Origin of the sequence: Oscillibacter sp. KLE 1728 (genome assembly GCF_934833455.1) — a bacterium.
Lineage (GTDB): Bacteria > Bacillota > Clostridia > Oscillospirales > Oscillospiraceae > Oscillibacter > Oscillibacter welbionis.
On the sequence record NZ_CAKVVF010000094.1, the window covers coordinates 1 to 7,697 of the forward strand.

General features: G+C 58.9%; 10 protein-coding genes. 5 read left to right on the forward strand and 5 right to left on the reverse strand.

Features of this window, described 5'->3' with window-relative positions:
* Positions 1 to 1,160 (reverse strand): chaperonin GroEL (gene groL / locus QVE23_RS09580; protein WP_287968062.1); only part of this gene is annotated, 1,160 nt, incomplete at its 3' end.
* A gap of 162 nt (positions 1,161 to 1,322) precedes the next feature.
* A complete protein-coding gene (locus QVE23_RS09585; protein WP_025544992.1) occupies positions 1,323 to 1,607 on the reverse strand; it encodes a co-chaperone GroES in 285 nt (94 codons plus the stop codon).
* Positions 1,608 to 2,293: 686 nt separating this feature from the next.
* Here QVE23_RS09585 and QVE23_RS09590 point away from each other — a divergent pair.
* Genes QVE23_RS09590 through QVE23_RS09600 form a run of 3 tightly spaced genes read left to right on the forward strand, consistent with a single transcriptional unit; the run spans position 2,294 to position 3,145 of the window.
* A complete protein-coding gene (locus QVE23_RS09590) occupies positions 2,294 to 2,527 on the forward strand; it encodes a helix-turn-helix transcriptional regulator (protein ID WP_021750286.1) in 234 nt (77 codons plus the stop codon).
* Positions 2,511 to 2,726 (forward strand): hypothetical protein, encoded by a 216-nt coding sequence (locus QVE23_RS09595; RefSeq protein WP_021750285.1) that lies wholly within the window; start codon positions 2,511 to 2,513, stop codon positions 2,724 to 2,726. Before QVE23_RS09590 ends, QVE23_RS09595 begins: the two co-directional genes overlap by 17 nt.
* Positions 2,727 to 2,728: 2 nt before the next feature.
* Positions 2,729 to 3,145, forward strand: a complete 417-nt coding sequence (locus QVE23_RS09600) for a DUF2178 domain-containing protein (RefSeq protein ID WP_021750284.1) — start codon at positions 2,729 to 2,731, stop codon at positions 3,143 to 3,145.
* A 139-nt stretch (positions 3,146 to 3,284) separates the two neighbouring features.
* Here the strand turns inward: QVE23_RS09600 and QVE23_RS09605 are convergent, their stop codons facing one another.
* The 3 genes from QVE23_RS09605 to QVE23_RS09615 form a co-directional block, all read right to left on the reverse strand.
* Complete coding sequence (locus QVE23_RS09605) at positions 3,285 to 4,268, reverse strand: diacylglycerol/lipid kinase family protein (protein WP_119311658.1); 984 nt, start codon at positions 4,266 to 4,268, stop codon at positions 3,285 to 3,287.
* An 81-nt stretch (positions 4,269 to 4,349) separates the two neighbouring features.
* Complete coding sequence (locus tag QVE23_RS09610) at positions 4,350 to 5,486, reverse strand: THUMP domain-containing class I SAM-dependent RNA methyltransferase (protein ID WP_021750282.1); 1,137 nt, start codon at positions 5,484 to 5,486, stop codon at positions 4,350 to 4,352.
* Between the two features lie 69 nt (positions 5,487 to 5,555).
* Positions 5,556 to 6,068, reverse strand: a complete 513-nt coding sequence (locus tag QVE23_RS09615; protein WP_287966911.1) for a hypothetical protein — start codon at positions 6,066 to 6,068, stop codon at positions 5,556 to 5,558.
* 302 nt (positions 6,069 to 6,370) lie between these two features.
* On the opposite strand from QVE23_RS09615, the gene QVE23_RS09620 reads away from it, so the two are divergent.
* Complete coding sequence (locus QVE23_RS09620) at positions 6,371 to 7,213, forward strand: NfeD family protein (RefSeq protein ID WP_160117445.1); 843 nt, start codon at positions 6,371 to 6,373, stop codon at positions 7,211 to 7,213.
* A 2-nt stretch (positions 7,214 to 7,215) separates the two neighbouring features.
* Positions 7,216 to 7,697, forward strand: a 482-nt coding sequence (locus QVE23_RS09625) for a paraslipin (RefSeq protein WP_353847679.1), incomplete at its 3' end; no start/stop codon positions are given.

Genomic DNA, 7,697 nt, shown 5'->3' on the forward strand with positions numbered 1-7,697 from the left:
ATCTCGGTCTCGGTCGCAGCACCGACCTTGATGACAGCCACGCCGCCGGCCAGCTTGGCCAGACGCTCCTGGAGCTTCTCACGGTCATAGTCGCTGGTGGTGTTGGCGATCTGGCTGCGGATCTGGGCCACGCGGTCCTTGATGGCAGCGGAGTCACCGGCGCCGTCGACGATGGTGGTGTTCTCCTTGGTGACCTTCACCTGACGGGCACGGCCCAGCATATCGATGGTGGCGCTCTTGAGCTCCAGACCCACCTCTTCGCTGATGACGGTACCGCCGGTCAGGGTGGCGATATCCTGCAGCATCTCCTTGCGGCGATCACCGAAGCCGGGAGCCTTCACGCACACCACATTGAGGGTGCCGCGCAGACGGTTGACGATCAGGGTGCTCAGGGCCTCGCCCTCCACATCCTCGGCGATGATCAGCAGCTTCTTGCCGGCCTGGACCAGCTGCTGCAGAATGTCCAGAATGTCGTTGATGACGGAGATCTTCTTGTCGGTGATGAGGATATAGGGATCGTCCAGATCGGCTTCCATCTTCTCGGTGTCGGTCACCATGTAGGGGGTGATATAGCCGCGGTCGAACTGCATGCCCTCGACAACCTCGCTGTAAGTCTCAGCGGTCTTGGACTCCTCGATGGTGATGACGCCGTCGGCAGAGACCTTCTCCATGGCGTCGGCGATCAGCTTGCCGATCTCCTCGTCGCCGGAGGACACAGCACCGACACGGGCGATGTCCTTGGAGCCGTCCACGGTCTTGGCCTGCTTCTTGACCTCGGCCACCGCGGCTTCCACGGCCTTGGCCATGCCCTTCTTCACCACGATGGGATTGGCGCCGGCGGCCAGATTCTTCAGACCCTCATGGATCATGGCCTGGGCCAGCAGGGTGGCGGTGGTGGTACCGTCGCCGGCCACGTCGTTGGTCTTGGTGGAGACCTCCTTCACCAGCTGGGCGCCCATGTTCTCAAAGGGATCGTCCAGTTCGATCTCCTTGGCGATGGTCACGCCGTCATTGGTGATGAGGGGAGCGCCGTACTTCTTGTCCAGAACCACGTTCCGGCCCTTGGGACCCAGGGTGATCTTGACAGTATCGGCCAGAGAGTTGACGCCGGCTTCCAGGGCCTTCCGGGCCTCGTCGCCGCGCTTGATGAGCTTAGACATAGTAATCAAACCTCCTGTAATAGAGCTTCATGTTTCATAAATTAGGGATGGGGAGTTAGGAATTGGGAATTTTGGCGTCCGGCAGAGCCAAACGATTTGAAATTGGCCGTTGCAGGCGGCTCCACAATTTCCGATTCCTGATTGCAAGCGGGAGCGGGAGATTTATTCCACGATCGCCAGAATGTCGTTCTGACGGACAACCACGTACTCCACGTCCTCCAGGGTGACCTTGGTGCCGGCGTACTGGCTGGTGATGACCTTGTCGCCGGGCTTCACGGTCATGACAACGTCCTTGCCGTCCACGTTGCCGCCGGGACCCACGGAGATGACTTCCGCCACGGAGGGCTTCTCCTTGGCGCTGCCGGTGAGGATAATGCCGCCCTTGGTGGTCTCCTCGGTCTCCACCATCTTCAGAATGACACGGTCTGCGAGCGGAGTGAGTTTCATAATGGGGTTCCTCCTTATAGAAATAAAAATTTGAAAAACAAGTTCAGCGTTAGCACTCATATCATTCGAGTGCTAACGCTGCTATCATAGCGCAATGTTTTCCATTTGTAAAGGGGGTATCTATGAAGAATTTGTGAATTCCGAAAAAATCTCCCTCTCAGAAGGGGAGCGCATGGGAGCCGTCCTGCTGGACAGGAGAATTCAACTGTCATGACCAGCTTTCTGCCCAAACGGCTGCCTCAGGCGGACTGACGGCTTCACATCTCACTGTGCCGCATGAAACAGCTCTGCTTGGGGTTACGCATTCTTCACGGATACGATTTTCACCGGCGCAAATACTGCACAATTCACGGGAAAAAGTTTCTAAATACGAAGAAATTTTTGCTTTTTATCAAGTGTTCCGTATAATACGAGGTTTCTTTATATGCTGTTGTTGCGGGTTATCCCATACCTCCCTGAAAAATTTTTCAACACAGCATCCGGCCTCGGTCAATGGTCGAGATGAACGGCAAGCCGCCATGGACAGGAGCGGAGGCTGACGCGCCTTTAATGCAATATTTTTATGGCTTTTTCACTGTTCAATAGGAAGTAAGCTTCTTAAAATTTCTCTTGACATTTTCGCTGCCCTAATTTAATATGAAGTCAGCTTCCTAAGAAGTTAACTTCCTATTTGAGGAGTGAGGAGCGTGAAAACGATTATCAAGGATTTGCGAACTGCCGCAGGATTGACGCAGCAGCAGCTTGCGAACCGGGTTCGTGTGACAGTAAGAACGATCAATTCCATAGAAAGAGGCGAATACAATCCATCGCTTGTTCTGGCCTACAAGATCGCACAGGTATTTCATACGACCGTTGAAGAGTTGTGCTGCTTGAAAGAAAATGTAGAATGTGAGGAAAATCAGGATGAAGATCACAAATAAGAAAATGTTTATCCGGGGGATTTTATTATTACTGCTTGCCGTTGGTATTGGAATATCAAGATTTTGTATATTTACCGAGGCTACGCATGGTATTCCAAAGGCGGTTATCGGCATAGGTATCTGCTTACTTGCAGCTTTTTATCACATGGTAATGGCCCTGCATATTGACGGCGAGGACGAGGGAGCGGAGGAAAAATAACTATGCAATTATTTGGCGGAAAGGGTAAGATGCTGGGCCTGCTCTTGGTATTGGCTGCCTTCGGCAGCTTTTATCTGGGTGATATTACCGCGTTCACAACCTCGCAAAAAGCTATCGCAGGGGTTGCTCTCTTTATTATTGTTCTGCTGGTCGGTATTTCCCTTCTGAAACCTAAAAAAACGGAAGAGGATATGATTGCGGAGCAGGATGAGAGAAATCAGTATATCGAATTGAAATGCGCTGAAAAAGCATTTCGGGTCGCACTGTACGCTTCATTTATGACCATTATAGCCGGCATGATTGCCTTTGGCCTGACAAGGGAATATGCCTTTATCTGGTTGGTTATGGGGGGAATTGTGCCTTACGGAACATCAAGAATTGCCTATATCGTTTCTGCATTCCGATACGACAAGCCATAAATGGAAGCAGGAAAGCACTGAATGAAAAATTAAGAGGCCAGGACACCTCCTTCGGGTGTGTCCTGGCCTCTATTTATCAATTATTCTAGTTGACTATTATACCGTGCCGAGGCGCAGTGGTTGAATGATCGTAGGATGCCTATAATAGCAGAAAAGCTGTGGAATATCGACGCTTCCTTGGCTTTCGGTCAAATCCTGCCGTGGCATTGGGACTGCACCCCTTCGGCCCGAAGAAGTTCACCCGCTTCTCCGCGAGTACCAGCCGCACCTCCCGGCTCCGGAGGCTCTCCCCGTCCAGACAGGTGACGATGTCCGCCTCCCCGGGGCTGGCGGTGATCACCACCTGCCGGGACGTCACCATTCGGGCGATGTGGGGAAATTTCCAATACTCCCCGGCGGAGTAGGCCGGGAACAACCGGGCGAAGGTGCGCTTCGGCACGTTTTTCACCAGGATGGTCTCCAGCACTCCGTCGTCCATCCGGGCCTCCGGCACCGGCATGGAGCCGCCGCCGTAGTACCGGCCGTTGCACATGGACACCAGAGCGAAGTCATCCTCCAGGACCTCCCCGTCCAGCTCCACCCGCCACCGGCGGCCGATGGGCTTGAAGAGAAAATTCACCGCCACGGACAGCAGGTAACTCCCCCGGCCGGAGAGGCCCGGCACATTTCCGTACCGGTGGACGGTGTCGGCAATGCGGGCGTCAATGCCGCTGCAGGCGATGGTGAGGCACAGGCGGCCGTTGCAGTCGATGAGATCCAGGGGGAATTCCGGCCCGTCCCACAGATGTTCCGGGTCGGAGAATTTTGCAGCGTCCGGGCCGAAGTTCTTCAGAAAGTCGTTGCCTGTGCCGGCGGGGATTACCGTCATGGCGGCGTTGGGAAACCCGGCGATGCCGTTGGCCGCCTCGTGGACGGTGCCGTCCCCGCCGCAGGCGTAGATGCGCACCGGCTCCCCGGTCTCTGCCAAGGCGCGGGAGAGGACCTCCGCTCCGCCGGGGCGGTCCGTCAGCAGGCACCGGCAGTCCAGATTGTGGGCCGCGGCCAGACGGTCCGCCAGGGCGCGGATGCGGGCAGTCTGGTCCTGCTTCCCGGCATGGGGGTTGATCAAAAAGACATGGCGCATGACAGGCCCCCCTTGGCGAAATATGAGATAAGAGTGAAGAGATGAAAGATGAGGACTGTCAGCGGCGATCTCTCCTGTCTTTTAACCTTTGTCTGGCTCTGTCTTTGCGCCTCCGTGGTAGAAGAAGGCGTCGCATTTGAGCATGCCGTTGTAGAGCTTGCGTTTCTTCTCCGCGCTGCGGCCGAAGGCGCGCTCAAACTCTGTGTGGGAGGAGAGCACCAGCACGCGCCAGCCCGCCGGCAATGTCCGGGCAGCTTTGCCGAAGGAGCGGTACAGGGCCTCCGCCTCTCTCTTTTCCAGCAGCCGCTCACCGTAGGGCGGATTGGTCACCAGCTGGCCGTAGTCGCTGTCCCGGTGGAACTTTCCGGCATCCGCCACCTCGAAGCGCACGCAGTCGTCCACCCCCGCCAGCTCCGCGTTGTGGCGGCTCAACTCCACCGCACTGGGGTCGATGTCCCCGCCCCAGATGTCGTACTGGCCGTGGAATTCTTGATCCATGGCCTCTTCGGCCGCGTCCAGCCACAGCTTGGCGGGGAGGCTCTGCCACTTTTGGGCGGCAAAGCGCCGGTCCAGGCCTGGGGCCCGGTTTTTGGCGATCAGCGCCGCCTCAATGGGAATGGTGCCGCTGCCGCAGAAGGGGTCGCAGAACGGATCCCTCCCCCGGTAGCGGGAGAGCAGCACCAGGGCGGCGGCCAGCGTCTCCCGCAGGGGGGCGCCGTTGTTGTGGGCCCGGTAGCCCCGCTTGTAGAGTCCGTCGCCGGAGGTGTCCAGGTACACGGCTGCGGTGTCCTTGATGAGGGCGAACTGGATCTGATAGCGGTCCCCGGTCTCCGGCAGGGTCTCGCAGCCGTAGGCCTGGCCAAGCCGCTTGGCAGCGGCCTTTTTCACAATGGCCTGGCAGGCGGGGACGGAGTGGAGCTGGGAGGAGATGGAGTAGCCCTTCACCGGGAACTCCCCGTCCCGGGGGATGCAATCCTCCCAGGGGATGGCGGCCACGCCCTGAAACAGCGCCTCGAAATCCGGGGCCGGGAAGCTGGCCAGCTCCACCAGCACCCGGGCGCCGCAGCGCAGGTTGATGTTCAGCCGGGGGATATCCGCCGGGCCGCCGTCGCAGTGGACCCGGCCGTTTTCGGCCCGGACGTTTTTCAGGTCCAGCCGCCGCAGCTCGTCGGCCACCAGGGCCTCCAGCCCGAAGAGGCAGGGAATGGTGTATTTCATGGGGGTTCCTCCTTGGCGGGGCATACAGATGCCCGTGGATTTTCATTGGAGCCGGTGGAAGAGAGGCTCTCAGGGGGCGGCGTGGCCCAGCGTTCTGCGCTCCACGCGAATGGTGTAGACCTCCGGCCCGTCGGCGCTGCCATGGCATCCCGGTACCGTGGAAGTCGCCACATTCCAACCCATCTGGCGGCGCATGTCGTTGGCGAACTTTTTGATGTTCTGCTTGCTCAGCGTACAGCCGCAGCGGAAGACAACATTCACATTCGCATAGCGGGATGTTCCGTCATCCATCGGGCTGAGCCTCCACGCCAGATCGTGGACATGGGGGTCCGGCCGCTCCACGCCAAAAGCGTCTGCAAATGCATTCAGATCGTCAATCTCGAAGAGGTCGCTGCTGTATTCCCCGGGCCAGACGGCATAGAGCCGGATCTCTCCGGCAGCGGCCCGGCGGTAGGCCTCTGCGGCAGAGGAGAAATCGTGGCCCACCTGCGTGAGACTGCCCGCAGCATCCAGAGACAGGTAGCAGACCAGGCTGCCTCTGTATGGAAAGGGATTGGCCTTCGCACTTCTTGGCTGACGCATGGAACATCCTCCTTGCTGCCTCCGCCTCAGCGGGGCGTTTTTCCTATTATAATGCAGACTGCGGAAAATGTCGAGATGCCCGCCGGCTCTTGCCGCAACTGCCGCCGGCGGGCCGGGAGGTTTTGTAACCAAAATGAAATGGTATTTGCAAAATGGGCATGATACAATAACGATAAACGCCGCCGGAGCCGCACTTCCCGGACGGAAACCTGAAGTTGCACGGGATTTTGCCGGATGCAAAGCAGAGTTGGTGGAAACGGCGGGGCGGTTCTGCTAAAATGACAGACAGAGAGGAGAGGCGTATGGCATTTGGAGAGCGGTTGCAGGAGCTCCGCCGGGCCCGGGGCATGACCCAGGAGGACTTTGCGGCCCAGCTGAAGGTCTCCCGGCAGGCGGTGAGCAAGTGGGAGTCCTGCCGGGGATACCCGGAGCTTGAGAAGATCATCTATATCTGCAACCGCTACGGCGTCACCATGAATGACCTGTTCTGCGAGGAGGTCCCCCTGGGCGGCCAAGAGACGCCGGCGGCGCCGGAGCGGATGGAGTCCCGGACACTGAAAACGGCGCTGGGAGATTTTGTGAGCAACCTGTCCCCGGCCAACAAATGGGCCGGAGTGGGGGGGCTGGCGGCAGTGACCGCCCTGGTGGCCCTGTGTATGCTGTATTTGAAAGGAGGCGGAGACAGCGAAATGACGGCATTGTGGATTGCGGCCATCGTGGTCTTTGGCGTGGTGGAGGCGGTGACCGCCGGGCTGGTCTCCATCTGGTTTGTGCCCGGCGCCGTGGCGGGTCTGATCGCCGCCATGGCGGGGGCGGGGCTCCTGATCCAGCTGGTGCTGTTCCTGGCGGTGTCGGCGGCGGCCCTGGCGGCCACCCGGCCCCTGGTGAAAAAGCTCTCCGCCGGGCGGGCTGTGCCTACCAACGCGGACCGGGTGCTGGGCCGCACCGCCAGAGTCACGGAGACCATCGACAACGACAGCGCCTCCGGCGCCGTCTATGTGGACGGCAAGACCTGGACCGCCCGCAGCGCCGACGGATCGGTGCTCCCGGCGGGCAGCCGGGTGGAGATCCGGCGGATGGAGGGTGTGAAGCTCATTGTGGAAGCGGCGCAGAAAGCGCCTGATAAAAAAGAGGAGGTTGTGTGAATATGATGGATGTGCTCAAGTGGGTTCCGCTGTTGATCCTGGTGGTGCTGATCCTGATCCTGCTGATCGGGAACATCGTCATCGTCCAGCAGTCCAAGGCCTATGTGGTGGAGCGGCTGGGAGCGTTCCGGACCGTGTGGGGCGTGGGACTGCACCTGAAGGTGCCCTTTGTGGAGCGGGTGGCCAAGAAGGTGTCCCTGAAGGAGCAGGTGGCGGATTTCGCGCCCCAACCCGTCATCACCAAGGACAATGTCACCATGCAGATCGATACGGTGATCTACTTCCAGATCACGGACCCGAAGCTGTATACCTACGGCGTGGAACGGCCCATGAACGCCATTGAGAACCTGACCGCCACCACCCTGCGGAACATCATCGGCGAGATGGAACTGGACCAGTCCCTGACAAGCCGGGACACCATCAACGCCAAGATGCGCGCCATTCTGGACGAGGCCACGGACCCCTGGGGCATCAAGGTCAACCG